The sequence below is a fragment of the Allobosea sp. NPDC055353 genome (genome assembly GCF_053644975.1).
Genome location: NZ_JBSHMC010000002.1, coordinates 973,550 through 998,680, shown reverse-complemented (window position 1 = coordinate 998,680; position 25,131 = coordinate 973,550). Strand labels below are relative to the sequence as shown.

Annotated in this window: 23 protein-coding genes; 13 read left to right on the top strand and 10 right to left on the bottom strand. The window is 67.2% G+C overall.

Annotated features, from left to right (window positions below; translation table 11 throughout):
- The first annotated feature begins 94 nt into the window (after positions 1 to 94).
- From ACWIEX_RS18140 to grxD, 5 genes are all read left to right on the top strand, one after another.
- The gene (locus ACWIEX_RS18140) at positions 95 to 979 is read left to right on the top strand and encodes a class I SAM-dependent methyltransferase (RefSeq protein WP_454034375.1); all 885 of its coding nucleotides are present in this window, start codon (positions 95 to 97) and stop codon (positions 977 to 979) included.
- A gap of 130 nt (positions 980 to 1,109) precedes the next feature.
- On the top strand, positions 1,110 to 1,547 hold the full coding sequence (locus ACWIEX_RS18135; RefSeq protein WP_454034374.1) for an acyl-CoA thioesterase: 438 nt from the start codon (positions 1,110 to 1,112) through the stop codon (positions 1,545 to 1,547).
- 96 nt (positions 1,548 to 1,643) lie between these two features.
- Positions 1,644 to 3,854: a phosphoribosylformylglycinamidine synthase subunit PurL gene (gene purL / locus ACWIEX_RS18130; protein WP_454034373.1), complete on the top strand. Its 2,211-nt coding sequence runs from the start codon at positions 1,644 to 1,646 to the stop codon at positions 3,852 to 3,854.
- Between the two features lie 11 nt (positions 3,855 to 3,865).
- Positions 3,866 to 4,102 (top strand): BolA family protein, encoded by a 237-nt coding sequence (locus ACWIEX_RS18125; protein ID WP_061970071.1) that lies wholly within the window; start codon positions 3,866 to 3,868, stop codon positions 4,100 to 4,102.
- A gap of 47 nt (positions 4,103 to 4,149) precedes the next feature.
- Positions 4,150 to 4,485 carry a Grx4 family monothiol glutaredoxin gene (gene grxD / locus ACWIEX_RS18120; RefSeq protein ID WP_061970069.1) on the top strand — a complete coding sequence of 112 codons (336 nt, stop codon included), beginning with the start codon at positions 4,150 to 4,152 and terminating at the stop codon, positions 4,483 to 4,485.
- A gap of 78 nt (positions 4,486 to 4,563) precedes the next feature.
- Here the strand turns inward: grxD and ACWIEX_RS18115 are convergent, their stop codons facing one another.
- From ACWIEX_RS18115 to tlpA, 4 genes are all read right to left on the bottom strand, one after another.
- Positions 4,564 to 5,205: a glutathione S-transferase family protein gene (locus tag ACWIEX_RS18115; RefSeq protein WP_454034372.1), complete on the bottom strand. Its 642-nt coding sequence runs from the start codon at positions 5,203 to 5,205 to the stop codon at positions 4,564 to 4,566.
- A 52-nt stretch (positions 5,206 to 5,257) separates the two neighbouring features.
- Positions 5,258 to 5,506, bottom strand: coding sequence for a DUF1272 domain-containing protein (locus ACWIEX_RS18110; protein ID WP_454034371.1), 249 nt, complete (start codon positions 5,504 to 5,506; stop codon positions 5,258 to 5,260).
- A gap of 106 nt (positions 5,507 to 5,612) precedes the next feature.
- Entirely contained in the window at positions 5,613 to 7,343 is a 1,731-nt protein-coding gene (locus ACWIEX_RS18105) for a carbamoyltransferase family protein (protein ID WP_454034370.1), read from the bottom strand.
- Between the two features lie 43 nt (positions 7,344 to 7,386).
- Entirely contained in the window at positions 7,387 to 8,016 is a 630-nt protein-coding gene (tlpA, locus tag ACWIEX_RS18100; protein ID WP_454034369.1) for a thiol:disulfide interchange protein TlpA, read from the bottom strand.
- Positions 8,017 to 8,046: 30 nt separating this feature from the next.
- On the opposite strand from tlpA, the gene argH reads away from it, so the two are divergent.
- The 4 genes from argH to ACWIEX_RS18080 all read left to right on the top strand — a co-directional run bounded on the left by argH (position 8,047) and on the right by ACWIEX_RS18080 (position 14,199).
- Positions 8,047 to 9,432: an argininosuccinate lyase gene (gene argH / locus ACWIEX_RS18095; protein ID WP_454034368.1), complete on the top strand. Its 1,386-nt coding sequence runs from the start codon at positions 8,047 to 8,049 to the stop codon at positions 9,430 to 9,432.
- A 248-nt stretch (positions 9,433 to 9,680) separates the two neighbouring features.
- The gene (gene lptM, locus ACWIEX_RS18090) at positions 9,681 to 9,944 is read left to right on the top strand and encodes an LPS translocon maturation chaperone LptM (RefSeq protein WP_454034367.1); all 264 of its coding nucleotides are present in this window, start codon (positions 9,681 to 9,683) and stop codon (positions 9,942 to 9,944) included.
- Positions 9,945 to 10,046: 102 nt separating this feature from the next.
- Positions 10,047 to 11,336 carry a diaminopimelate decarboxylase gene (gene lysA, locus ACWIEX_RS18085; RefSeq protein ID WP_454034366.1) on the top strand — a complete coding sequence of 430 codons (1,290 nt, stop codon included), beginning with the start codon at positions 10,047 to 10,049 and terminating at the stop codon, positions 11,334 to 11,336.
- Positions 11,337 to 11,481: 145 nt separating this feature from the next.
- The gene (locus tag ACWIEX_RS18080) at positions 11,482 to 14,199 is read left to right on the top strand and encodes a TIGR02302 family protein (protein WP_454034365.1); all 2,718 of its coding nucleotides are present in this window, start codon (positions 11,482 to 11,484) and stop codon (positions 14,197 to 14,199) included.
- 114 nt (positions 14,200 to 14,313) lie between these two features.
- Here ACWIEX_RS18080 and yddG read toward each other — a convergent pair whose 3' ends face one another.
- Entirely contained in the window at positions 14,314 to 15,246 is a 933-nt protein-coding gene (gene yddG, locus ACWIEX_RS18075) for an aromatic amino acid exporter YddG (protein WP_454034364.1), read from the bottom strand.
- 100 nt (positions 15,247 to 15,346) lie between these two features.
- Between yddG and ACWIEX_RS18070 the strand changes: the two genes are divergently transcribed.
- On the top strand, positions 15,347 to 16,549 hold the full coding sequence (locus tag ACWIEX_RS18070; RefSeq protein ID WP_454034363.1) for an MFS transporter: 1,203 nt from the start codon (positions 15,347 to 15,349) through the stop codon (positions 16,547 to 16,549).
- A gap of 135 nt (positions 16,550 to 16,684) precedes the next feature.
- On the top strand, positions 16,685 to 17,923 hold the full coding sequence (locus tag ACWIEX_RS18065) for an MFS transporter (RefSeq protein WP_454034362.1): 1,239 nt from the start codon (positions 16,685 to 16,687) through the stop codon (positions 17,921 to 17,923).
- 52 nt (positions 17,924 to 17,975) lie between these two features.
- Here the strand turns inward: ACWIEX_RS18065 and phbB are convergent, their stop codons facing one another.
- Genes phbB through ACWIEX_RS18050 form a run of 3 tightly spaced genes read right to left on the bottom strand, consistent with a single transcriptional unit; the run spans position 17,976 to position 20,157 of the window.
- Positions 17,976 to 18,701, bottom strand: a complete 726-nt coding sequence (gene phbB / locus ACWIEX_RS18060; protein ID WP_454034361.1) for an acetoacetyl-CoA reductase — start codon at positions 18,699 to 18,701, stop codon at positions 17,976 to 17,978.
- Between the two features lie 42 nt (positions 18,702 to 18,743).
- The gene (locus tag ACWIEX_RS18055) at positions 18,744 to 18,959 is read right to left on the bottom strand and encodes a DUF1737 domain-containing protein (RefSeq protein WP_142113245.1); all 216 of its coding nucleotides are present in this window, start codon (positions 18,957 to 18,959) and stop codon (positions 18,744 to 18,746) included.
- 19 nt (positions 18,960 to 18,978) lie between these two features.
- A complete protein-coding gene (locus tag ACWIEX_RS18050; RefSeq protein ID WP_454034360.1) occupies positions 18,979 to 20,157 on the bottom strand; it encodes an acetyl-CoA C-acetyltransferase in 1,179 nt (392 codons plus the stop codon).
- A gap of 307 nt (positions 20,158 to 20,464) precedes the next feature.
- Between ACWIEX_RS18050 and phaR the strand changes: the two genes are divergently transcribed.
- A complete protein-coding gene (gene phaR, locus ACWIEX_RS18045) occupies positions 20,465 to 21,067 on the top strand; it encodes a polyhydroxyalkanoate synthesis repressor PhaR (RefSeq protein ID WP_454034359.1) in 603 nt (200 codons plus the stop codon).
- 189 nt (positions 21,068 to 21,256) lie between these two features.
- Here the strand turns inward: phaR and ACWIEX_RS18040 are convergent, their stop codons facing one another.
- Together ACWIEX_RS18040 and ACWIEX_RS18035 are read right to left on the bottom strand one after the other, a co-directional pair.
- Complete coding sequence (locus ACWIEX_RS18040; protein WP_454034358.1) at positions 21,257 to 22,708, bottom strand: DUF1254 domain-containing protein; 1,452 nt, start codon at positions 22,706 to 22,708, stop codon at positions 21,257 to 21,259.
- Positions 22,709 to 23,032: 324 nt separating this feature from the next.
- The gene (locus ACWIEX_RS18035; protein WP_454034357.1) at positions 23,033 to 24,724 is read right to left on the bottom strand and encodes an EAL domain-containing protein; all 1,692 of its coding nucleotides are present in this window, start codon (positions 24,722 to 24,724) and stop codon (positions 23,033 to 23,035) included.
- A gap of 172 nt (positions 24,725 to 24,896) precedes the next feature.
- Between ACWIEX_RS18035 and ACWIEX_RS18030 the strand changes: the two genes are divergently transcribed.
- Positions 24,897 to 25,109: a hypothetical protein gene (locus ACWIEX_RS18030; protein ID WP_454034356.1), complete on the top strand. Its 213-nt coding sequence runs from the start codon at positions 24,897 to 24,899 to the stop codon at positions 25,107 to 25,109.
- The last annotated feature ends 22 nt before the right edge of the window (positions 25,110 to 25,131 follow it).

Genomic DNA, 25,131 nt, shown 5'->3' with positions numbered 1-25,131 from the left:
GACTCGTTCAACTCAGCCCTCGTCCTGAGGCGTCAATCCGACTAGGAATGGCATCTCCAAGGACGAGGGCTTGTGTCTTGCCGGCGGTGCAAAGTTGAGTGACCAGAGCCTTGTCTTCGACCGCGCGCTCGGCCGTTCGCGGCTGAGGCGCGCACTCGCCAGCGACTATCCGGATTTCCTGCTGCTGCGTGCTGCGGATGATCTGGGCGAGCGACTCGGAGCGGTGCTGCGCGAGTTCGCGGTCGCCGCCGATCTCGGTACGGCTTTGCCCGTCGTCGCGCCCGTGCTGGCCGGCCGGGCCGGGCGGCTTCTGCGCATGGCGGAGGCGGAAGGCACGCCGGCCGATGTGGTCGGCGATCTCGAACGCCTGCCTTTCGCCGCCAGCTCGCTCGACCTCGCCGTCTCGCTGCTCGCGCTGCATGGGGTCAACGACCTGCCCGGCGCGCTCATCCAGATCAAGCGAGCACTTAGGCCCGACGGGCTGTTTATGGGTTGCCTGCTTGGCGGGCGCACCCTGCAGGAACTCCGGCAGGCGCTGCTCGAAGCCGAGAGCGAGACGACGGGCGGGGTCAGCCCGCGCGTCGCACCCTTCGCCGATCTGCGCGACCTTGGCGGACTTTTGCAGCGTGCCGGCTTCGCACTGCCCGTCATCGACAGTGAGATCGTGACGGTGCGCTATCGCGACGCCTTCGGGCTGCTGCGCGACCTGCGCGCCATGGGCTGGGCCAATGCACTCGTTGCCCGGCGCAAGACACCGTCCCGACGCGAGACTTTGCTGCGCGCGGCTGCGCTCTACGCAGAAAAATTCGCCGATCCCGACGGGCGCCTGCCCGCGACCTTCGAATTCGTCTGGGTCTCCGGCTGGGCGCCGCATGAGAGCCAGCAGAAACCGCTTAAGCCGGGTTCGGCCAAGGCGCGGCTGGCGGATGCGCTCGGCGTGCCGGAAATCAAGACGGGCGAGAAGCCGGGAGGACGTTGAGAATGGCTGTTGCCGTGCCGTCATGGTCGGGCTTGTCCCGACCATCCACATCTTCGCTGGTCGAAGGTCGTGTTCAAGACGTGGATGCTCGCCACAAGGGCGAGCATGACGGTGGAGAGGCATTCAGGACATGAGCGAGCGACAGCCGCGCCTGAGCCGCGCCGATTTCCGTGTCTTCCGCGCCATTCCGACGCGCTGGCACGACAACGACGCCTACGGACACGTCAATAATGTCGTCTATTACGGCTGGTTCGATACGGCGGTGAATGCCTGGCTGATCGAGGGCGGCTTTCTGGACCTTGCCGGCAGCGAGATCGTCGGGCTCGTGGTCGAGACCGGCTGCACCTATTTCGAGAGCGTCGCCTTCCCCGAGACGGTGGAGGCCGGGATCGCGGTCGAGCGACTCGGCAACAGCTCGGTGACCTACCGCATCGGTATCTTCCGGCAGGGCGGCGAGCGGGTGGCGGCGCAAGGCCGCTTTACCCATGTCTATGTCGAGCGCGCGAGCCAGAAGCCCGTGCCGATTCCGGTCCCGCTCAGGGCCGCCCTGACGGCCATCCAGAGTTGAAAGCGCCGTCTGCGCCGGGGAATGTTGTCTCGCGGGCCGAGGCACGCTATGCCCCTGCCAACCCCTATCGCCGGACCCGCCAGGAACCCTGAGCCCGTGATTCCGAACGACATCAAGATCACCCCGCAGCTCGTCGCCGAGCACGGCCTGAAGCCGGACGAGTACCAGCGCTTCTTGCATCTGATCGGCCGCGAGCCGACGATCACGGAGCTCGGCATCGTCTCGGCGATGTGGAACGAGCACTGCTCCTACAAATCCTCGAAAATCCATCTGAAGACGCTGCCGACCAAGGCACCCTGGGTGATCCAGGGCCCGGGCGAGAATGCCGGCGTCATCGATATCGGCGAGGGCACCGCCATCGTCTTCAAGATGGAGAGCCACAACCACCCGTCCTTCATCGAGCCCTATCAGGGCGCGACGACCGGTGTCGGCGGCATCCTGCGCGACGTCTTCACGATGGGCGCCCGCCCGATCGCGGTGCTCGACGCTTTGCGCTTCGGTGATCCGGCGCATCCGAAGACCCGTCATCTGGTCTCCGGCGTCGTCGCCGGCATCGGTGGCTACGGCAATTCCTTCGGCGTGCCGAATGTCGGCGGCGCCACCGGCTTCCACACGCGCTATGACGGCAACATCCTCGTCAACGCCATGGCGGTCGGCATCGCCCAGGCCGACGAGATCTTCTACGCCAAGGCCTCAGGCGTCGGTAAGGCGATCGTCTATCTCGGCTCCAAGACCGGTCGCGACGGCATCCACGGCGCGACCATGGCCTCGGCCGAATTCGACGACAAGTCGGAGGAGAAGCGTCCGACCGTGCAGGTCGGCGACCCCTTCGCCGAGAAGCTGTTGCTCGAAGCCTGCCTCGAGATCATGGCCGCCGGCCATGTCGACGCGATCCAGGACATGGGCGCTGCCGGCCTGACCTGCTCGGCCGTCGAGATGGGCGCCAAGGGCGATCTCGGCGTCGAGCTCGACCTCGATAAGGTGCCCTGCCGCGAGGAGGGCATGAGCGCCTATGAGATGATGCTGTCAGAGAGCCAGGAGCGCATGCTCATGGTGATCAAGCCGGGCCATGAGGACGCCGCCGAGGCGATCTTCAGGAAGTGGGGCCTGGACTTCGCCGTCATCGGCCACACCACCGACACGCTGCGCTTCGTCGTGAAGCACCAGGGCGAGGTCATGGCCGACCTGCCGATCAAGGAGCTCGGCGACGAGGCTCCCGAATACGACCGGCCCTGGATCGAGACCGCCCTGCAGCAGCGCATCGCGGCCGAGACCGTGATGCCGCCTTGCGGCAATGCCGAGGCGCTGAAGAGGCTGATCGGCTCGCCGGACCTCTCCTCCAAGCGCTGGATCTGGGAGCAGTACGACACGCTGATTCTCGGCAACTCGGCGGTGACGCCGGGTGGCGATGCCGGCGTGATCCGCATCGAGGACGGGCCGCGGGGCCTTGCCATGACCGCCGATGTGACGCCGCGCTATTGCGAGGCCGACCCGTTCGAGGGTGGCAAGCAGGCGGTGGCGGAAGCCTGGCGCAACCTGACCGCGACCGGCGCGACCCCGCTCGCGATCACCGACAACCTGAATTTCGGCAATCCCGAGAAGCCCGAAGTGATGGGCCAGCTCGTCGGCTGTGTCCGCGGCATCGGCGAGGCCTGCAAGGGGCTCGACTTCCCGGTCGTCTCCGGCAACGTCTCGCTCTACAACGAGACCAACGGCATCTCGATCCTGCCGACCCCGACCATCGGCGCCGTCGGCGTCATGGCCGATGTCACGAAGCATGCGACCGTCGCCTTCAAGGCCGCGGGCGAGGCGATCATCCTGATCGGCGAGACCGCCGGCTGGCTCGGCCAGAGCGCCTATCTCGCGACGATCTGTGGCCGCGAGGAGGGCGCCCCGCCGCCGGTCGATCTCGCGATCGAGCGCCGCAACGGCGATTTCGTGCGCGGGCTGATCGCGTCGGGCAAGGTCTCGACCTGCCACGATCTCTCGGATGGCGGTCTTGCCGTGGCGCTCGCCGAGATGGCGATGGCCAAGGGCGTCGGCGCCACCATCGAGACGCTGCCGGCGGGCCCCGCCCACGCCGCGCTCTTCGGCGAGGATCAGGCGCGCTACGTCCTGACGGTGCCAGTGGCCGAGGCCGAGGCGATAATCGCTGCGGCGAAGGCGGCCGGCGTGCCGGCGCTCGCCATCGGTCGTACCGGCGGTGCTTCGCTCAGCCTGCCGGGCGAGCCGGCTGTGGCGATCGCCGATCTCCGCAAGATCCACGAAGACTGGCTGCCGTCCTACATGGCCGGCAAGGCGGCCTGAGGAGTTCAGCCATGGCGATGGATGCCCACGAGATCGAGCGCATGATCAAGGCGGCGCTGCCGGACGCGGCGATCGAGATCAAGGACCTGGCCGGCGACGGCGACCACTATGCCGCGACCGTCGTCTCGGCTGCGTTCAAGGGCAAGACCCGGGTGCAGCAGCACCAGATGGTCTATGCCGCGCTCCAGGGGAATATGGGCGGCGTGCTGCACGCCCTTGCGCTGACGACCAGCGTTCCCCAAGATTAGAACAGTAGCATCCGGCGGGCCTTGAACCCGCTTCAGGAGACGAGACGATGTCCGACGTCAATGCCCGCATCGAAGCGGAAGTGAAGAACAACGACGTGGTGCTCTTCATGAAGGGCACGCCGCAATTCCCGATGTGCGGCTTCTCCGGCCAGGTCGCGCAGATCCTCGGCTATATCGGCGTGCCCTATAAGGGCGTGAACGTGCTCGAGGACCAGGAAATCCGCGAGGGCATCAAGGCCTTCTCGAACTGGCCGACGATCCCGCAGCTCTACGTCAAGGGCGAGTTCGTCGGCGGCTGCGACATCACCCGCGAGATGTTCCAGGCCGGCGAATTGCAGCAGCTCTTCGAAGAGAAGGGCATCGCGGTGAAGCAGGCGAGCTAAAGGCTCGTCGCCACGACCCATCTGCCCGCGTCGCGAGCGGGCAACAGGTGGCTTTGGCGATCTCCGTGGCGAAACCGCCTAGGCGGGAAAGGCGGTGGCCTGCATAGCGGGCCGCCGCACCATGCTCGCCCACCAGGCCTTGACGGCGGGCTGCTCGGCAAGCAGCGCCTCGGCCTCAGACGCCAGCGTGAAATAGGCGAAGATCGGCGCGGCATGAAGATCGGCCAGCGTCAGCGCCTCGCCGGCCAGATAGGGCCCGCCATCCATCAGGTCGTTGATTGCGCGCAGGCATAGCTGCGCCTTGGGCAAGGCGGTCTGGATTCGCGCCTCGTCCGGCGTGCGTCCCTGCTTGGGGGCGGAGACGCGCTCCACATAGATGTCCCAGACCAGCGTGCGATAGGCGTAGGAATCGAGGATGCTCGTCAGCTGATTGACGCGGGCGCGCTCGCGCGGCGCGGAAGGCTGCAAGGCAGGCCCGGGGAACGCCTCATCGACATAGCGTTCGATGGCGCCGGCCTCGTAGAGCCGGAAGCCATCGTGCTCGAAGGCGGGGATGCGGCCGAATGGTTGCCTCTCCAGTAGGGAAGCCGGCGGCCCGCTCTCGGCGAAGACGTCGATCGGGTCGAGCCGGTAGGCTACGCCCTTCTCCTCCAGCGCCAGCCGGACAGCGCGGACATAGACGCTGTAGGGCGCACCATAGACGATAGGCATGAGCGTCATAGCATGCTCGCTAGCTGCTCGGTCGGCCTCTTCGGATGCATCCGTGTCAGATTCAAGCCGCCGCGCATTGCGGGTGAGGCTTGCGGATGCGCTCGGTCGAGGCGGGGTATTTCTCCAGCATCCGCTCCGGCCTGATCGGCCGGCGCACGAGGTCGCCGCCGCAGTTCGGGCAGGTGCCGGCGAAGCGCGTCTCGACGCAGTCGCTGCAGAAGGTGCATTCGAAGGTGCAGATCAGGGCGTCGCGCGATTGCGGCGGCAGGTCGCGGTCGCAGCATTCGCAGTTCGGGCGCAATTGCAGCATGGCGTCGTCTCCTTCCGATGGGCCGGAAGAATGACCGCAAACAATCCTGAAACCAGCGATTTCGCGTGATCCGACTGATCAACGCAGCGGATCGGTCGGCCGCCCGCTATTTCTCCAGCAGCCAGTCGTCGATCACCAGCGCGTCGAGCCCGCTCGTGTAGAACATCAGGATCGCGTCCTCCGCCGTGTGCAGGATCGGCTTGCCCATGATGTTGAACGAGGTGTTCAGGATGACCGGCACGCCCGTCAGCTCATGCAAGGCCGAGATCAGCGCGTGATAGCGCGGGTTGCGCTCCACTGTCACGCTCTGGAGGCGGCCGGTCGCATCCTCATGGACGACGGCCGGGACGCGGTCGCGCACCGCTTCCTTCCAGGTGAGCGTGCGCTCCATATAGGGCGCGTCCTGATAGTTCTCAAACCAGTCGGCGGCATGCTCGGCCAGGATCGAGGGCGCGAAGGGGCGGAAGGCCTCGCGGTATTTCACCTTGGCGTTGAGGATGTCCTTGGCGTCGGCGGGGCGCGGATCGGCGATGATCGAGCGGTTGCCGAGCGCACGCGGGCCGAACTCGGCGCGGCCCTGCACCCAGCCGATCAGCTTGCCCTCGGTGAGGAGCTTGGCTGTGACGGGGGCGATCTCGTCGGCGCTGAGCTTGCGCAGGCGCTTCTCCCAGAGCTGCATCCGCTCGAAGGGCTCGGTCGAGACGGTCGAGCCGAGATAGGGCGAAAGCGGCCCCTTCGGTGCGCGCCAGTCGGGGTTCGCTTCGGCGTGGGCAAGCCAGGCGGCGCCGATCGCGTTGCCGTCATCGGCGGGAGCCGAGGGCACGAACACGGTGTTGAAGCCGTGGCGGCCGGCGATCTTGCCGTTGAAGGATGAGTTCAGCGCGCAGCCGCCGGCCATGACGAGGTTTTCGCTCGGGACGAGCGCCGCGGCCTCAGCCAGCAGGGCTTCCATCATCTCGGCGAAGACGTCCTGTCCGCAGCGGGCGAGATCGGCCCAGCCCTGGTCGAGTGCGTCCGCCGGGCGCTTCGCCAGGATCTCGGCGGCGACCGCCTGCACCACATCGGCCTTGGCGAAGGAGAGCTTGTGGCCCTCGATCGAGTAGAGCCTGCGCAATAGCGCCATCAATTCCGGATCGGTCCTGCCATAGGGGGCGAGCCCCATGATCTTCCATTCCTCGCCCTTGGCCTGGTCGAAGCCGGCGAGATCGGTGACGAGCCCGAAATAGAAGCCAATCGATTCCCGGCCGCGATGGCGCTTCACTTCGCGGAGTTTGCCGTTCTCCAGCGCGAAGATGGCAGACGCCCCGGTCTCGCCCATGCCGTCGACGACGAGGCAGGCGGCGTTGTCGAAGGGCGAGGACCAGCAGGCATAGGCGGCATGGCTGAGATGGTGGCCGTAGCGCTTCAGGCCGGTGACGTTCGCCTTGCCATAGGCGCGGTCGAGCCCGAGCAGCACGCCCATGCCGGCGCGCTGCTGGCCGAGATGCAGCGAGGCGATCAGGGCGCGCTCGGTGCGCTCCGGCACCAGCGAGCGGTTGAGTTCCGGCGAGAGCTTGAGCAGTGCGTCGAGCGTGAAGGAACCGGCGCGGGCCATCTGGTCGAGGAAGCCGGTGAAGTCCTCGCCCCAGCTTGTGGCGATGCGGACCTCGGCGTCCTCAGGGATGTAGCGCTTCAGCAGGCCTTCCATGCGCGGCGCCGAATCGGGCTCGCAGTTCGGGGCGCGCTTGTATTGCAGGTAGCGCTCGGTCGCCTCGGCGAAGAGCACCTCGCCATCGGGGCCGATGATCGCGATGGCGGGATCGTGGAAGGTGGTGGCCAGGCCGATCGTATAGCTCATGGCCGAAAGCCAATAACCTCCCCGACCCCGGAAGCCAAATCGCTCAAGGCTTGCCGATGGCGGCCTTCATCAGCGCCTTCGCGTCAGTGCTCGCCCAGTCGGCCGGTCCCTGGATGATGCCGAGCTCGCAACCGGCCTTGTCGACGATGATGCTGACCGGCATGCCTTCGACCTTGTGGGCGGCGCGCAGGGCCTGGAAGGTCGCGGCCTGCGGATCGGCGTAGAAGGGCAGGGTGGTGATCTTGTTGTCGGCGAGCCAGGCCTTGGGCTTGTCGAGATTGCGGGTGTCGATATTGATCGCGACCACCGCGAAATCCGGCCCGCCCATCTCCTTCTGGAGCGCGTCGAGCGCCGGCATCTCCTTGAGGCAGGGTGCGCACCAGGTCGCCCAGAGATTGACCAGCAGCGTCTTGCCCTTGAGTGCGGCAAGCGTCATCGGCTGGCCGTCCGGGCCGGTGAAGGCAAGAGCGGGGGCCTGCTGCGGGCGCCCGCGCAGCTCGACAGCCGCGACCTCGCCCTTGACCAGCGGCTTCATGCGCTCCGCGGTCGCGCGCGCAGCGCTGCATGATCCGTTGCCGGCATCGCCCCGGACGGAGTAGAAGGCCGCTACGCCAGCGAGGCCGAGCGCCGCCACGACCCCGAGGGCCAGTCCGATCTTTTTTCCAGACGTCATTATGCGTCCTCAAAAGCAGGAAAGACCGTCGTGAGCAATCGCATGTGGGGTGGGCGTTTCGCCACAGGTCCCGACGCCATCATGGAGGAGATCAATGCCTCCATCGATTTCGACAAGAAGCTCTGGCGCCAGGACATCCGCGGCTCGCTGGCGCATGCGGCCATGCTGGCTGAGACCGGCATCCTGACCAAGGAGGATGTCGCGACGATCACCGCCGGCTTGAAAAAGGTCGAGGGCGAGATCGAGAGCGGCACCTTCACGTTCTCGCGGGCGCTCGAAGACGTCCATATGAACGTCGAGTCGAACCTCAAGGACAAGATCGGCCTCGCCGCCGGCCGCCTCCACACCGCCCGCTCGCGCAACGACCAGGTCGCGACCGACATGCGGCTCTGGGTGCGCGACACGCTCGACGAGATCGACGGCCAGATGGCCGACCTTCAGCTCGCGCTGGCCGAGAAGGCCGATACCTATGCCGGCGCGGTGATGCCGGGCTTCACCCATCTGCAATCGGCGCAGCCGGTCACCTTCGGCCACCACCTGCTCGCCTATGTCGAAATGCTCGGCCGCGACCGCAGCCGCATCCGCGATGCGCGCGCGCGCCTCAACGAATGCCCGCTCGGCGCGGCTGCGCTCGCCGGCACCTCCTTCCCGATCGATCGGCACATGACGGCGAAGGCGCTCGGCTTCGACCGGCCGACGGCGAACTCGCTCGATTCGGTCTCTGATCGCGATTTCGTGCTGGAGACGCTTTCGGCGGCCTCGATCTGCGCGATGCATCTCTCGCGCTTCGCCGAGGAGATCGTGCTCTGGTCGACGCCGCAATTCGGCTTCGTCCGGCTCTCGGACGCCTTCTCGACGGGCTCCTCGATCATGCCGCAGAAGCGCAATCCCGACGCGGCCGAGCTGGTGCGCGGCAAGGCGGGCCGTGTCTTCGGCGCGCTGCAGGGCCTGCTGACCATGATGAAGGGCCTGCCGCTGACCTATTCGAAGGACATGCAGGAGGACAAGGAAGGCACGTTCGACGCGTTGCAGACGCTGTCGCTCTGCCTCGCCGCCACCGCCGGCATGGTCCGCGACATGCAGCCCGACCTCAAGGTGATGAAGAAGGCCGCCGGCCTCGGCTATGCCACGGCGACCGATCTCGCCGACTGGCTGGTGCGCGTGCTGAAGATGCCGTTTCGCGACGCGCATCACGTCACCGGCCGGCTCGTCGGCATTGCCTCGGAGAAGAAGGTCGGGCTGGAGAAGCTCTCGCTCGCCGAGATGCAAGGCGTGGAGCCGCAGATCACCGAGGCAGTCTTCGCCGTGCTCGGCGTCGACCAGTCGGTGAAGAGCCGCGTCAGCTATGGCGGCACGGCCCCGGCCAATGTCCGCAAGCAGGCCAGGCGCTGGCTGAAGCAGCTCGCGAAAGGCTGAGATCTGGCGATATCTGCTTGCAGTAACTCACCGTTGTCATTCCGGGGCGCGCCGCAGGCGCGAACCCGGAACCCACGACTGGGCGGGGCGAGGCGCTTGCAACGGGCAATAGATGTCTCACCCCGTCGTGGGTTCCGGGTTCTTCGCTCCGCGAAGCCCCGGAATGACAGGGGACCGCCACAAGCGCTCGCGCTCCGCCGCATCCTCCGCTAAGGTCCCGCCACGTTTCGCCCCGAGGGTTCGTTTTCGTGCTTGATTCCCGCCTGAAACTCGGCCGCACCTTGCTGGTCGTCGGTCTGCTGGCCGTTGCGCTCGCCGCCTGCGGGCGCAAGGGGCCACTGGAGGCGCCGCCCAATGCGACCGGCGCCATCGACCTGCCGGACGACCAGATCGGCGCCAAGGAGAACGACCCCGCCTCGCTGGGCTCGGCCTCCGTGCTGGCCAAGCCGGCAAAGGCCAACCGGGCGATTACCGTGCCGAACCGGTCCTTCGTCCTTGACCCGCTGATGTGACGGCCAGCGCCGTCGCGACGTCCCTATTCTGCGTCAGGCTCGGGTCGCTGCTTCGCTCCGCCTGAGACTGACGCCTGCCTAGCCTGATTGCGAGCTCATTCCATGCATCATTTCGCCTATCGCGACGGCTCGCTCCATGCCGAGGGCGTCGATCTCCAGCGGATCGCTGCCGAGGTTGGCACGCCGGTCTATGTCTATTCGAGCGCGACGATCGAGCGGCATTACAAGCTGTTCGAGGCGGCGATGAAGACGACCGCGCCGGCCGGCAAGACCCATGTCTTCTATGCGATGAAGGCGAACGGCAATCTCGGCGTGCTGAAGACGCTGGGCGCGCTCGGCGCCGGCATCGACACGGTCTCGGAAGGCGAGGTGCGCAAGGCGCTGGCCGCCGGCATTCCCCCTGAGAAGATCGTCTTCTCCGGCGTCGGCAAGAGCGAGCAGGAATTGCGCTTCGCGGTCGAGGCCGGGCTCTACCAGGTCAATATCGAGAGCGAGAGCGAACTCGACCTGCTCTCCAAGGTGGCGGCCTCGCTTGGCAAGCGGCAGGAAGCGGTGTTCCGGGTCAATCCCGATATCGGCGCCGGCGGCCATGCCAAGATCACGACCGGCTCCTGCGAGAACAAGTTCGGCGTCTCCTTCGAGGAGGTCGGCCGGCTCTATTCCCGTGCGGCCAACATGCCGGGCGTGCGGATCATGGGCCTTGCCGTCCATATCGGCAGCCAGATTGGCGAGATCGATGCCTTCGAGGCGGCCTACACCAAGATGGTCGCGCTGCTCGGCGATCTCAGGGCTGAGGGCCACCGCGTCGACCGGCTCGACCTCGGCGGCGGACTCGGCATTCCCTATGATATCCCGAAGACCTTCGATTACGGGCCGGGCCTGATCGAAGCCTATGCCGAGATGGTCGCCAAGGTCACCAAGGGGCTTGATGTCGAGCTCGGCTTCGAACCCGGCCGCCTGATCGTCGGCAATGCCGGCGTGCTGCTGACGCGGGTGCTGCATCTCAATCCGCGCCCGACCAAGCAGTTCCTGGTCGTCGATGCGGCGATGAACGATCTCGTCCGGCCGGCGATGTACGAGGCCTATCACGAGATCTGGCCGGTGGCGGAGCCTGAGATCGGAGGGCCGGAACTCGCTTACGACGTGGTCGGACCGATCTGCGAATCGGGCGACACCTTCACCACCGGGCGCAAGCTGCCGAAGCTCCGGCAGAACGACCTCATCGCCTTCATGACGGCCGGCGCCTATGGCGCCTCGATGTCCTCGACCTATAACCAGCGCCTGCTGGTGGCCGAGGTCATGGTCAAGGGCGACCAATACGCCGTGACGCGACCGCGCCAGAGCTATGAGGAGCTCATCGGCACGGACAAGCTGCCGGGCTGGTTCGCCTGATCGGTCCAGCGTCGCGCCGCTTCGTTCACGAAAGGCGGAGCGCTGTGTGCCGGCGCCTCTTCGCACTGGCAATGCCACATTCCCGTGCTAGCCTGATTGGGTCAGGCGAGTTCAGACAGGAATGGGGGCTGCCCGGAGCGATGGCATGAACGAGGCAGAGCGCCGCAAGGCGCCCGACACGATCGACGGCATCCGGCAGCGGCTCTCCCGTCTCGCGCTGGCCTCGCGCGTCTCGCTCGGCTGGGAGCGGCTATGGCCGCGGCTGTGGCTGCCGCTCGGTATCGTCCTCGCCTTTCTCGCCGTGTCCTGGTTCGGACTGTGGACGCATCTGCCCTGGTATGGGCGGATCATCGGCGTGCTGGCCTTTGCCGGGGCGTTTGTCGCCAGCCTCTGGCATGTCGCCCGGCTCGTGCTGCCAACGCATCGCGATGCACTGGCGCGGCTCGATCGCTCGTTCGCCGATGGCCATCGCCCGGCTTCCTCGCTGGAGGACAGCCTGGCGATCGGCTCGGCCGATCCCGTCTCGCAGGCCCTGTGGAAGCTGCATGTCGAGCGCCAGAGCCGGCAGGTCGCGGCTTTGCGCGTCCAGCCGCCGCAGCCGCGCATGGCTGGTCACGACCGGCTGGCGCTGCGCGCCGTGCCGCTGCTCGCTGCCATCACCGGTCTCTTCGTGGCCGGGCCCGAACTCACGCAGCGCCTTTCCGCCGCTTTCGACTGGAAGGGGCCGTCGGCCATCGCTGCCTCGACCCGCGTAGACGCCTGGATCGATCCGCCCGCCTATACGCGGCTGCCGCCGATCCTGATCGATTTCGCCAAGCTCGCGAGCCCGCATCTGAGCGCCCCCGAGAAATCGGTCATCGTCGTGCGCATCGCCGGCAAGACCAACATGGACGTCGCCACGACCGGCCGGCTCGACCTGATCAAGCCGGAGGCCAAGGAGGGCGAAGGCAAGGATGCTCAGGCCAAGCCCGCTCAACCGGTCGGACCGCAGCAGGCGGTCCTTGAGAAGCGCTTCACACTCGCCGGCAACGGCACGCTGAAGCTCACCGGCAGCGGCGCGCCCGGCGCCACGCTCTCGATCACCTCGGTCCCCGACCAGCCGCCGACGATCGCCTTCACCGATCCGCCGAAGCCGGTGACCGGCGCGCAATCGGGTGGCTTGGGCATCACCTACAAGGCCAGGGATGATTACGGCATCGCCTCGATCGAGGTGAACGTCTCACGTCCCGACGTGGCCAAGGGCGGGCGCTCGCTGGTCGAGCCGCCGAAGCAGAACCTCGCCGTGCCGTCCTCCGCCTCGGGCGAGGAGGAGAACAAGAGCACGGTCGATTTCTCCGCCGATCCCTGGGCCGGCGCCAAGGTCAGGATGGTGCTGATCGCCAAGGACGAAGCCGGGCAGGAGGGCCGCAGCGAGCCGCTCGAGGTCGTGCTGCCGCAGCGCACCTTCACCAAGCCGCTGGCCAAGGCGCTGGTCGAGCAGCGCCGCAAGCTCGTCATGGATGTCGACGACCGCTCCAAGGTGCAGCTCGCGATGGATGCGCTGATGATCGAACCCGGCCTCTTCATGAAGGAGCCCGGAATCTATCTCGGCATGCGCATGCTGACCGAGCGCCTGCGCCGGTCCGGCAGCGACGATGAATTGCGCGAGGTTTCCGAGCTGATGTGGGCGATGGCGCTCCAGCTCGAGGACGGCGACATGTCCGATGCCGAACGGGCGCTCCGGCAGGCGCAGGAGAACCTGCAGCAGGCGCTGGAGCGCGGCGCCTCCGAAGAGGAGATCAAGAAGCTCACCGACGAGATGCGCCGGGCGATGGACAATTTCATGCGCCAGCTCGCCGAGCAGATGATGCGCCAGCAACAGCAGAACGGCGATCGCGACCAGGCCCGCCTGCCCGAGAATTTCCGCACGGTGACGCCGCGCGACCTGCAGAACATGCTCGACCGCATCGAGGAACTCTCGAAGCGCGGCGACATGGCCGAGGCGCAGCGCCTGATGGAAGAGCTCAACCGGATGCTCAACAATCTCCAGATGGCGCGCCCGGGCCAGCAGGACCCGCGCCAGCGCGAGATGAACCAGGCGCTGGGCGATCTCGACCGGATGACGCGTGACCAGCAGAACCTGCGCGACGAGACCTATCAGAACGAGCAGCGCCGCCAGCAGGGACAGGGCCAGACCCAGCGCGGCCAGCGCCCCGGCCAGCAGCAGGCGCGTCCGGGCCAGCGCCAGCAGGGCCAGCAGGGGCAGCGCGGTCAACAGGGGCAACGCGGCCAGCAGCCGGGGCAGCAGCCCGGCGAGCAGGGCGAGGACGGCGAAGGCGGCGAGGGCATGCAGGGCCAGAACGGTCAGGGGCAGGGCCTGTCGCAGCGCCAGCAGGCCTTGCGCGAGCGGTTGCAGGATCTGCAACGCCGGATGCGCGGGATGGGCGCGCCGCAGAATGGCGAGCTCGACGAGGCCGAGGACGCGATGCGCGAGGCGGAAGGCCAGCTCGGCCAGGGCCAGGGCGAAGGCGCTCTCGATGCGCAGGGCCGCGCGCTCGAGGCCCTGCGCAAGGGTGGCCAGAATCTCGCCCAGCAGATGCAGGGCCAGCCCGGCGAGGGCGAAGGCGAGGGGCAGGCCTATGGCGAGCCGGACGGACGGCAGCAGGGCCGGCCTTCGGCACAACAGCGCGGCAGCGAGGATCCGCTCGGCCGGCCGCAGCGCCAGCGCGACTGGGCCGATGGCCGGGTCAAGGTGCCCGGCGCCGACGAGAGCGCGACCCAGCGGGCGCGGCGCATCCTGGAGGAGCTGCGCAAGCGGCTCGGCGATCCCCTGCGGCCGACGGAAGAGCTGGATTACCTGGAGCGGCTGCTCAGGCGGAATTGAGCGAACCGCACGACCGTCATGCTCGCTCTTGTGGCGAGCATCCACGTCTTGAACACCGCATGTGACGAACGAAGACGTGGATGGTCGGGACAAGCCCGACCATGACGAGATGTGTCACCGCGTGAGGCGCTTAGCCCCTCCGCTCGCCACCAGCGCGCCCACGACGATGAGTGCGCAAGATGCCGCGAGCAGCCAGCTCGCGGGCGCATAGCCGAACAGCACGAGCACCAGCGTCGAGAGCACCGGCGCGGCATAGGAGGCGACACCGAGCAGGGCGACGTCGCCCTGCTTCATGCCGATGTCCCAGACCACGAAGGCGAGCCCGATCGAGCCGAGCCCAAGCCCGAGCACGCCGCCCCATTCCACCGCTGTCAGCGACCAGAGCGTGGTCTCGAAGGCAAAATGGCAGGCGAGCGCCGGGATCGCGCAACCCAGCATGGTCACGCAGAGGCTCTCGGACGGAACATTGGCGAAGCGGCGCGAGGCGACCGAATAGCTCGCCCAGACGAAGGCGCCGAGCGCCGCCAGCACATGGCCGAGCGCGAGCCCGCTGCCGCTGCCGAGGCCTCCCGAGACGAGGAGGCCGGTCGCCACCAGCCCGATCAGCGCGCCGACGAGATGGCGAGGCTTCAAGCCGCCGCCCGGCAGCAGGGCGGCGAAGAGCACGATCAGCAGCGGCCAGAGATAATGGATCAGGTTCGCCTCGGCCGGCGGCGCGGTCTTCACCGCGGCATAATAGAGCGCGGTGTCGCCGAACGGGCCGTAGAGCCCGAGCGCGAAGGAGGCCGGCGTCGGGCGGATGCGCGAGAGCTGCCCGCGTAGCGCCGTGATCGCGAGGATCAGCAGGCCGCCGATGACGAAGGTCATGGCGACGAGCTGGAACGGCGGGACGCGGCCCGACATCGCCGTGAACAGCGCGAGCGTCGACCAGAGCAGGATGGCGCAGAAGCCGATGAAGGTCGCGGTGCGGACGGTCATGAGTGGGCCGGGCGTGAAGACCGCGCGGCGATAGCAGGTTTCGTGGGGCTTGCCGATGGGCTCAAGCACGCCTGAGCGCGGTGTTGCGGCGCAACTCAGCCTTGCAGCCATAGGCGTCATGCTCCCGGCCCCGTTGACCGCAAGCAAAAGCGGGCTCATTGCCTGATTTATGACCACGATCCCGCTGCAATCCGTCACCCGCCGCCCACTGATGCCGGTTCTGGCGGCGCTCAGCGTCGCGCATCTGCTGAACGATCTCGTCCAGTCGATGATCCCGGCGCTCTATCCGCTGTTCAAGGAAAACTATCAGCTCGATTTCGTGCAGATCGGTCTGATCACGCTCGCCTTCCAGGTGACCTCGTCGCTGCTGCAGCCGATCCTCGGCTTCGTCACCGACCGCAAGCCCTGGCCCTATGCGATGGTCGCCGGCATGTGCTCGACGCTGGCGGGCCTCCTGATGCTCTCCTTCGCGCATAGCTACGCGATGGTGCTGCTCGCGGCGGGGCTGATCGGGCTGGGCTCGGCGGTGTTCCATCCGGAGGCGACGCGGATGGCGCGCCATGCGGCGGCCGGCCGCCAGGGGCTGGCGCAGGGCGTGTTCCAGGTCGGCGGCCATATCGGCTACTCGGTCGGCCCGCTGCTGGCGGCGGCGGTGGTGATGCCGCGCGGACAGGCGAGCCTGTCCTGGTTCTCCGGCGTGGTGCTGGTCGCGATGCTGGTGATGGGCTGGCTCGGCGCGCGCTATTCGGCGATGCGGCGCGAGCAGAAATCCTCCTCGGCCCATGTCGAGGAAAGCGCCAGCCACGGCCTGCCGCATGGGCGCGTGCTCCTGGCGATGGCCGTGCTGGTCATGCTGCTTATCTCGAAGAACGGCTACACGGCGGCTTTCACCTCCTATTACACCTTCTACCTGATCGAGCGCTTCGGCATCGAGATCCAGCTCTCGCAGATCATGCTGTTCCTCTACCTCGTCGTCGGCGCCATCGGCGTGATCGTCGGCGGCATGATCGGCGACCGGATCGGCCGCGACCGGGTGATCTGGCTGTCGATCCTGGGCTCGCTGCCCTTCGCGCTGATGCTGCCCCATGCCGATCTGTTCTGGACCGGCGTGCTCAGCATCATCGTCTCCTTCATCATGTCGAGCGCCTTCTCGGCGATCCTGATCTACGCGATCGACCTCGTGCCGCACCGGGTCGGCCTCGTCGGCGGGCTGTTCTACGGGCTGTCCTTCGGGCTCGGCGGCGTCGCTGCGGCCGGCATCGGCCTGCTCGCCGACAAGATCGGCATCATCGAGGTGTTCAAGATCTGCGCCTGGCTGCCGGCCTTCGGCCTGCTGACCTTCCTGCTGCCGAAGGGCGAGCGCCAGAGCTGAGCCGGTCGGTTTTTCGTCGCTTATGTCAGTGCCGCCGGCGAGAGCCGGCGGCACTGACGCATTGAGCCCACATTCAGGCGCTAGCGCTGGCCACTCCCCGGCCGGGTGCTGACCGGCCGCTGCAGAGGTTGGCCGATGCTGGTTCAGATCGGAACGCTGATCGCCGCGACGAGTCTGGTGCAGCTCGCGAACGGCTTCTTCAACACGTTCCTGTCCTTGCGGCTGACGCTCGAGGATTTCGGCCCGGCTGCGACCGGCATCGTGCTCAGCGCCTATTTCGTCGGCTTCACCATCGGCGCGGTATCGAGCGGCGGGGTGATCCAGCGCGTCGGCCATATTCGCGCCTATACGGCCTTCGCCGGGCTGGTCGTGGTTGCGACCGCGCTGATGCCGCTCTGGACCTCGGCGCTGGTCTGGGCCACCTGCCGGATGGTGATCGGCATCGGCTGCGTCGGGCTCTTCGTGACGACGGAGAGCTGGCTCAACGCCAAGGCGATGCCGGACCAACGCGGTCGCATCTTCTCGACCTATATGGTCGGGACCTTCGTGGCGCTGGCGATCGGCCAGCTTGCGGTGGCCGGGCTCACGATCCAGGCGGCGGGGGCGTTCCAGGTCGTCATCGCGCTCTTCGCGCTGGCTCTGGTCATGGTCAGCACGACGCGGGCGGAAGCGCCTGGCCTCAAGCCTGAGGCGAAGCTGCGCTACGGCGAGCTCTCCCGGCAGGCGCCGATCTCCGTCGTCGGCTGCGTGGTCAGCGGCATCGTGACCAGCGCCTTCTATGCGCTGGTGCCGGCCTGGATGCTCAGCAACGGCGCGCCGCAGCAGACGATCGCATTGTTCATGCTCGTCGCGGTGCTGGGCGGGCTCGCCTTCCAGGTGCCGGTCGGGCGCCTGTCTGATCGTAATGATCGCCGCCTCGTGCTGGCGGGGCTGGCGGTCGGCTATGCGGTGGCCGTGATCCTGCTGGTGGCGATGCCGCGCTCGCTCCTCGCGGTGCTGCCGGTGGCGGCGCTGCTTGGCGGCTTCATGTCGACGCTCTACCCGGTCTGCGTCGCCCATGCGCTCGACCGGATGCCGGCCGACCGCGTAGTCGCGGTCAGCGGGCGATTGATCCTGGTCAGCGGCTTCGGCTCGGCCCTCGGCCCGATGGTCGGTGCCGGCATCATGGCGCGCTTCGATATCGACGGGTTGCTCTATTTCATGGCGGCGATCGCACTGGCGCTTGCGGGCTTCGCCGGCCTGCGCATGCGGATGCGCGAGGCGCCGGACAAGGTCGAGCGGCCGTTCGAGGTCATCGATCCGCTCAATCCGGGGATCACGCAGACGCCCGAGGCGACGGAGCTCGATGGCACACCCCGTCCCGCCATGGCCTGACCAAAAAGCAGGACCGCCGCCCGTTGCCGGGCGGCGGTCCCAAAAGGCCCGCTCAGGCCATGTACTGGCCGCCATTGGCCGAGAGGGTCGAGCCGGTGATGAAGCCGGCATCGTCGCCGGCCAGGAACACCACCGCGCGCGCGATCTCCTCGGGCTCGCCGAGGCGGCCGACCGGGATATGCGGCAGGATCGACTTCTCGATCACGGCCGGGTCGATCGCCTTGACCATCTCGGTCGCGATATAGCCGGGGCAGATCGCGTTCACCGTGATGCCGGCCCGCGCGCCTTCCTGGGCCAGCGCCTTGACGAAGCCGATATCGCCGGCCTTGGCGGCGGAGTAGTTGACCTGGCCCATCTGGCCCTTCTGGCCGTTGATCGAGGAGATGCAGATGACGCGGCCGAACTTGCGGGCGCGCATCCCCTCCCAGACCGGGCGGGTCATGTTGAACAGCGAGTTCAGGTTGGTGTTGATCACCGCGTCCCACTGCTCCTTGGTCATCTTGTGGAACATGCCGTCGCGGGTGATGCCGGCATTGTTGACGAGCACGTCGACCGGCCCGAGATCGGCCTCGACCTTGGCGATGCCGGCGACGCAGGAATCATAGTCCGAGACGTCCCATTTATAGGTCTTGATGCCGGTCTCGGCGGTGAACTTGGCCGCAGCCTCGTCATTGCCGGCATAGCTCGCAGCAACGCTGTAGCCCGCCGCTTTCAGACCCTTCGAGATCGCCGCGCCGATGCCGCGCGAGCCGCCCGTAACCAATGCCACCTTCGCCATAGGCCAGTCTCCCTTTCAGATGATCCCTGCGGCGTTTCGCCGTTATTGTTCAGATAGTTTCAGGGTGGGCGCGTAGGCCGCGTCCACGTCCTTGATGATGGCCTGGCCACAGATGACCCGGCCCTGGACCGTGTCGAAGGTCAGGGTGGGCTGGCCGTAGAGCGACCAGCCGAGGCTCAGCGCTTCGGAAACCCGATGACAGAAGGAGGCGTCATCGGGGCCGGTGAGATAGCGGTAGAGCGTCGTACGCTTCGCCATGGGCTGTGAGGCGCTTGTCTCAGCGCTCCACGGCCATGGCGACGCCCATGCCGCCGCCGATGCAGAGCGTGGCGAGACCCTTCTTGGCGTCGCGCTTGGCCATCTCGTGCAGCAGCGTCACCAGCACGCGGGCGCCGGACGCGCCGATCGGATGGCCGATCGCGATCGCGCCGCCATTGACGTTGACGATGTCCGGGTTCCAGCCAAGGTCCTTGTTGACCGCCAGAGCCTGCGCCGCGAAGGCCTCGTTGGCCTCGACGAGATCGAGATCGCCGACCTTCCAGCCGGCCTTCTCGAGCGCCTTGCGGGTCGAGGGGATCGGGCCGGTGCCCATGATCTGCGGATCGACGCCGGCCGTCGCCCAGGAGGCGATGCGGGCGAGCGGGGTCAGGCCGCGCCGGGCCGCTTCCTTGGCGGTCATGATGACGAGCGCGGCGGCGCCGTCATTGAGGCCCGACGCGTTGCCGGCCGTCACCGTGCCGTCCTTCGAGAAGGCGGGGCGCAGCTTGGCCATGGCTTCGACCGTGGCGCCATGGCGCGGATACTCGTCGCTGTCGACGACGATATCGCCCTTGCGGGTCGAGATGGTCACCGGCGCGATCTCGTCCTTGAACTTGCCGGCCTTCTGGGCGGCCTCGGCCTTGTTCTGCGAGGCGACGGCGAAGCGATCCTGCTCCTCGCGGCTGATCTGGTACTTGGTCGCGACGTTCTCGGCGGTGGTGCCCATGTGATAGCCGTGGAAGGCGTCCCAGAGACCGTCCTTGATCATCGTGTCGGTGAACTTGACGTCGCCCATCTTGGTGCCGGCGCGCATATAGGCGGCGTGCGGCGCGAGCGACATCGATTCCATGCCGCCGGCGACGATGATGTCGGCATCGCCATTGGCGATCTGCTGCAGGCCGATGGCGACGGTGCGCAGGCCCGAGCCGCAGAGCTGGTTGAGGCCCCAGGCGGTCTTCTCCTGCGGGATGCCCGCAGCCATCGCGGCCTGGCGGGCGGGGTTCTGGCCCTGGCCGGCGGCGAGCACCTGGCCGAGCACGACCTCGTCGACCTCGGCCGCTTCGACCTTGGCGCGGCGCAGGGCTTCCTTGATCGCGACGGCGCCGAGATCATGGGCGGGAGTGTTGGCAAAAGCGCCGCTGAAGGCACCGACCGCGGTGCGGGCCGCACCGACGATCACGATATCCGAATCTGCCATGAGAGGTATCCTCGCTTTGTTGTTGCGGCTGCACCGCTCCCGCCGGCCCAACCGTTCCCCGCCACCTTCGAAGCCTGCCGCGACGCCGTCAAGACGGGCGAGAGGCGAAATCGACCGGGGCGTCGCCAATCGGGTGACGTAAGGGAGGGCGTATGCCTGCGGTTGCAGGGCCTTCGGTGGTTTTTTGCAGCGCCCGCTCAAAGAGCTTGCGGTGCAGCACCGACAGGCTATCGTCGCGTCATGGGAGACCGTTTCGCCGAGCACGCCGGAACCACTGGCGGCCGCGGATCAACGTCAAGCAGGACCGATGGCCAGCGACAAAGAACCGACCGTCATCAAGAAATACGCCAACCGGCGTCTCTATCATACGGGCACCAGCTCCTATGTGACCCTGGAGGATCTCGCCGGGCTCGTGCGCTCGGGCGAGGATTTCGTCGTCTATGACGCGAAGTCGGGAGAAGACATCACGCGCTCGGTGCTGGCGCAGATCATCTTCGACGAGGAAGCCAAGGACGGGCAGAACCTGCTGCCGATCGCGTTCCTGCGCCAGCTCATCCGCCTGTACGGCGACAGCATGCAGGCGCTGGTGCCGCGTTACCTGGAATTCTCGATGGAGAACTTCACGCAGGAGCAGAGCAAGTTCCGCGAGCAGATGACCAAGGCCTTCGGCGGCACGGCCTTCAGCGGCAACGCGCTCGACGCCCTCCAGGCACAGACGCGGGCGAACATGCAGATGTTCCAGGAAGCCTTCCGGCTGTTCAACCCGTTCACCGCCGCGGCGCAGGCCAAGCAGGAAGCGGCGGCCGGCGCGAAGCCGGCGGCGGAAGCCGGCAACGGCGACATCGGCGATCTCAAGCGCGAGCTCAACGAGATGCGCGAGCGCCTGGACAAGCTGTCCCGCTCGCGCTGAGGCGAGCCCGACGATTTTGAGCCGCGCTCTCGGGAACGGGGGCGCGGTTTTTTTGGGCGGATAGTCGATGTCTTGAATGTCTGAGCTGGGTCGGAAGCGGATCTCTGAGGGATCAGCCAGCCCGCTCCCGCCCGCTTCCTTTTCATGGGTAGTTCCGATCGCCAGTCTTAGGCGGAACGGAACTGCCGTTCAGTTTCCTAGCTTGACGGCAGGCGGCGACCATTTGCCCTCAAGGAACTCCTCACGTGGCGAATAGAGCCGCATGAGCAACGTGAACGGTGCCTTCGCGACCGGGAGCCAGTTGGCCTCCTTGTCCTTCCCGGGCGACTGCGCCTGGATGTAGATATCGAGCGAGCCGTCAGGGTTGGTCACGAGCTTGTCGCGATCGCCGATGGCAGAGCGCTTCCGCTCGTTGGGGATGAAATAACCGTCGATGTCATAAGCGGTCACCGACCAAAAAGCGTCGACCGGCGGCGCCTTGCCCTTATCGAAATGCAGCACGTAGTTGCTGTTGCCATTGAGCGGCTGGCCTTCGGCATCGCTCGACAACGACGGATAGACCGCATCCTGCGGTAGGTTCTCCCCGACGCAACACTGCGCGATCGCCGCGCGGTAGAGATAGTCCGTGCCGTAGGTGCCGCTGCGGGTGGTGTAGACCCAGCCCTTGCGCCCAATACCGGCCTCCTTCTTGCCCTCGGCGACCACCAGCGCCTTGCCATCGGCATAGCCGCGCTCCAGGGCCTGGCGTGTGGCCGCTGGCAGCTTCGCGAGATCGAAACTCTGGCCGACCTTGAAGCCGATCCGCTCCAGGCGGTGGATCATCGGATAGTCGACCGGGTTCGGCGGGTTGTCCTTGAGCAGTTCGGCGAAGCGGCTGTAGAACGTCGCAGCGTCCATCTTGTCGACTACGGACGGCGGATCGGCCCGCATGTCGATGCTCGGATCGACCTTGCCCTTCGGCGGCACGTACTTGCTCTTGCCCCAGGCCGAGAGCGGCCTCAGGCCCATCGCATCCTGAACCTTATGGACGTTCTCGTAGTCTGACGGACCATTGGTCTGCGTCCGGCCGATGATCCAGACATAGCGTGTCGGGCTCCGGATGATCTCCAGCCCCGCCGGGGCCTTGCCGCGCCAGCCGGGTCCGACGACGAGGAAGTTGCGGGCCGTGTTCTTGCCGGTGGTGCGGGTGCCGGGTACGGCGAACACGTCGGTCCACAGGCTCAGCATCGGCAGTTGGAAGTAGCGGTCGGTCGCCGGAACCGAGAGCACCATCGGCTCGGCCTTCAGGTCGAGCGTGGCGGCTGAATAGAGCGTGTCGACATTGGTGCGGATGACGATCTTGTCGTCGGCCTTCGGAAAGGCCCGGGCGTGATGGAATTGGTTCGGTGGACCGAAAGCGTCGCCAGGAGGCGCCACGGCGAAGTTGCCGAGCTTTTGCAAGGTAGCGTGCGTCAGCATCAGCGGGTAGGCGAAGACATAGGCGTCCTTCGCGATCCCGGAGGCTTCCTGTTCGGAGATGGTCGAGGGTTGCGCCGAGGCGCGCGTGTTGCCGGAGACGGGCTGCGTTTGGGCAAGCGCGAGGCCGGGGCTACCGGCGAGAATTGCGGCGATGCATGCCGTCTTGAGCCAAGTCATCTGCATGTCTGCCTCCAGATGATCGCCGCTTGGATTAGTCGGCGCGAACGCGAGCCTGTATCGCTCAAAACCGGCTTGACGCAGTTCATGATCGCGAGTTGTCGGAGCAGCACGTTGCGGACGACGTCGGCTGCCTTGAACCGAACAGTGAAGATTCCGACATCAAGGCCGGGAAGCTAGCGCAGCTTTCCAACAACCGTAAATCGGATTGACGCGTGCCGAGTGGTGCATGAATGGGCCCGCCCGGAAGCGGCCCTCTCGAAGGTCTGCTAAGGGTCGTTAGCTGTCCTCGGTCAAACGCTGGGAACGCACTCCAAAACCGCGCCTGCCTCAGCCGGCCGCGAGCCGCCGGGACGCAGCCTGCATCGGCTCGGCCACCTCCGCCCGCCCCACGAGATGGCCCTGCAGATAGGTGACGCCCCAGTCGCGCAGCATGCTCGCCTGCATCTCGTCATCGACCCATTCGGCCACCGTCTCGACGCCGAGATGGCCGGCGAGCTCGACCAGCGTGCGGACATAGAAGCGGTCGTCGGTCGAGCGGCGCAGGTTCTGGGTGAAGGCGCCGTCGATCTTGAGGATGTCGATCGGGAAGGCGCGCAGATGCCGCAGCGAGGTGTGGCCGGCGCCGAAATCGTCGATGGCGATGCGCGCGCCCTGCTCCTTGATCCGTCGCAGCAATTTGGCGATGCGGGCGGGGTTGTCGATCGTCGTGGTTTCCGTGACCTCGACGATCAGGCGCGAAGCCTTGTCCCGGGCGGCGCCGGTGCAGGCGATGAAGGCGTCGAACCATTCGGGGTCGTTGAGGGAACGCGGCGAGACGTTCACCGAGAGGGTGAGCTTCGGATCGGCGCCGAGCATCTCGATCGCGAGTTCCAGCACGCGCTGGTCGAACAGCCGCACGAGCCCGCGCCGCTCCAGCATCGGGATGAGCTCGGCCGAGGCGAAGTAGAGGCCGGTATCGCCCTGGCCGACGCGCAGCAGCGCTTCATGGAAGGCGATGTCGCGCGAGGCCGTCCTGACGATCGGCTGCAGCGCCAGGCGCACGCGGCGTTCGTTCAGGGCGGCGATGGCCTGCACGTCGAAGCCGGTCTGCTCGGTGCCGGGGCTGCGCCGCTGCTGCGGCCTGGCCATGACGGCGGTGTCGACGGCCCCGGCGCGGGCGCTGGCCAGCGCCCCTTCCGCTGCGGCCAGCAGCGCGCCGGCATGGGAGCCGAGCTCGGGCGCGCTGGCGGCGCCGACGCGCAGCCGCACCAGGGCGATGCCACGGCTGGTTTCGATCGCCGATTGCGCGACGACCTTGATGAAGCGGCGGGCGGCGAGCTCGATCTGCTCGGGCGGGCAGCCGACCAGCAGAATCGCGAAGCTGTTGCCGGCATAGCGGACGAGATGGTCGCGCCGGCGCGTCACCGAGCGCAGGCGCTCATGCACGGTGACGATGATCTCGTCGGTGGCCTCATGGCCGAAATCGTCGTTGAGGCGGGCGAGCTCGTCGATCGCGGCGACGAGGACGACGACCGGCCGCTCCGCCGGCAGATGTTCCTGCAGGGCCATGCCGACGCGCTCGACCAGGGCGGGCCGGTCGCAGAGCTCGCTGCCGAATTGCTCGAGCTCGTCGATCCGGGCGGCGCGCTCGAGCCGGAGCACGCCGCGCGCGCTCGCCGGATAGCCGTCGCTGCCGGCGAACCAGCGGCCGGTATCCTCGGCCCACATCTTGCGGCCGGCGAGATCGATCGCATAGCGGGTGCGATAGATGACGCCGTCGCCGCTGTCGTGCTCGCTGGAGCAGAAGATCGCGTCGTAGCGGCTGGGCCCGCTGCCGGGCTCGACGAGGCCGGCGAAGGCAAGGCCGCGCTGCATCGCCTGTTCGGAAAGCGCGCCGAGGACTTCGGCGGCATTCGGCCCCCAGCTCAGGGCGTCGCTCTGGATATCCCAGCCATAGACCACTTCGCCGATCGAGGAGAGGATGCTGCGGGGATCAACCGGGCCGCCGTTCTGGAAGCTGAAGATCGGCGGGGAGGGCATCGTTCGGCCTCGATTGGACGGCTGCGCGGCTCCGTTCCGGTGCTTCGGCGCGCTGTCCATGGGATGGGAAGTGCTTCGAAACGATGCGGTATTTTTGCTTAACGCAGCGTTAAGACTGGCCGCCTCCTTGCAACGACAGCTCCGTCACAACTCGTCTGTGCCGGAGTGATACATGATCGAGGCCGGAAGCCGGACCGAATGGAATGCCGCCGATGCCAACGCATCCGCGCTGGTGCTCCTGCAGGCGGCTGCGGCGCGGGCCGAGATCGGTGCCTTCGCCCGGCGCGGGCGGGCGAGCCCGCAATCGGCGGCGAGCTTCTACCGGGCCGCGGCACGGCTTGGCGCACCAATCGGAAGCGCCCGCCTGCAGGCTGCCCGAGGCTAAGGCAAAGAAAAACCGGCCTCGC